The sequence below is a fragment of the Mesorhizobium sp. M5C.F.Ca.IN.020.32.2.1 genome (assembly GCF_004023105.1).
Lineage (GTDB): Bacteria > Pseudomonadota > Alphaproteobacteria > Rhizobiales > Rhizobiaceae > Mesorhizobium > Mesorhizobium wenxiniae.
In genome coordinates this window covers 1-780 of record NZ_RZSX01001474.1, presented here as the reverse complement: position 1 = coordinate 780, position 780 = coordinate 1, and the positions used below count along the sequence as shown (strand labels likewise).

The following is a 780-nucleotide window of genomic DNA, read 5'->3' as shown; positions in this document are numbered from 1 at the left end:
GGCTTTGGCGCAACAAGGCCAAGAACGTCATTGCGCTGTCTTAAGCTCTTATCCTCTACCATTTCTTCTCTTTTCCTTCCTACCTCTACCATCTTTTCAATCTTCCTTTTTTCGGGCGCAAGACCGCCAATGTCGTGCTCAACATGGCCTTCGGCCAGCACACGATGGCGGTCGACACGCATATCTTCCGCATCGGCAATCGGCTGGGACTGGCGCCCGGCAAAACGCCGGAGCAGGTCGAGCAGGGGCTATTGAGGATCATTCCGGACGAATATATGCGCCATGCGCATCACTGGCTGATTCTGCATGGGCGCTATGTCTGCAAGGCGCGCAAACCGGATTGCCCGCTCTGTGTGATCGCCGACATCTGCAAGGCCGAGGAGAAGACGAATAATGTGCCGGCGCCGCTGGTCGAAATTGCGCCGCTCGAACCCGTAGGCGAAATTCAGTAGCCGTAGCCGCGCGCCATCGCCGCGGCGAAGACCGGGATCAGCAGGAAGATGAAAGCTTCGGCGCGGACATAAGTTCGAACGGATGCAAGTTGCGCCGCCGGCACTTGAAAACCGGGGCTGGCCGAGGCTTGCCTGTTCCAGGAAACAAAGCGGACCGTCGGGATAATCGACAACAGGCCGACGGTGACGAAGGCCGCCATCTTTGCCCAGAACACCCAGTTGTAGACGTAGAATTCCCAGCCCTTCAGGCCGTAGATGACGCGGCCGATGCCGACGACGATGATCAGCATGGCGATGATGCCATAATGGCGATCGATGCCGACAAGCC

Annotated in this window: 1 protein-coding gene and 1 pseudogene; one reads left to right on the top strand and one right to left on the bottom strand. The window is 58.1% G+C overall.

The genetic code is table 11. The features are described from left to right. Positions 1 to 452 (top strand): annotated as a pseudogene (nth, locus tag EOA86_RS36885) (endonuclease III); the annotation flags it as partial. On the opposite strand, the gene EOA86_RS36880 reads toward nth, so the two are convergent. Then, the coding region (locus tag EOA86_RS36880; protein WP_128345851.1) for a DUF2214 family protein at positions 446 to 780 on the bottom strand (335 nt) is incomplete at its 5' end. The pseudogene nth and the gene EOA86_RS36880 sit on opposite strands and share 7 nt — an antisense overlap.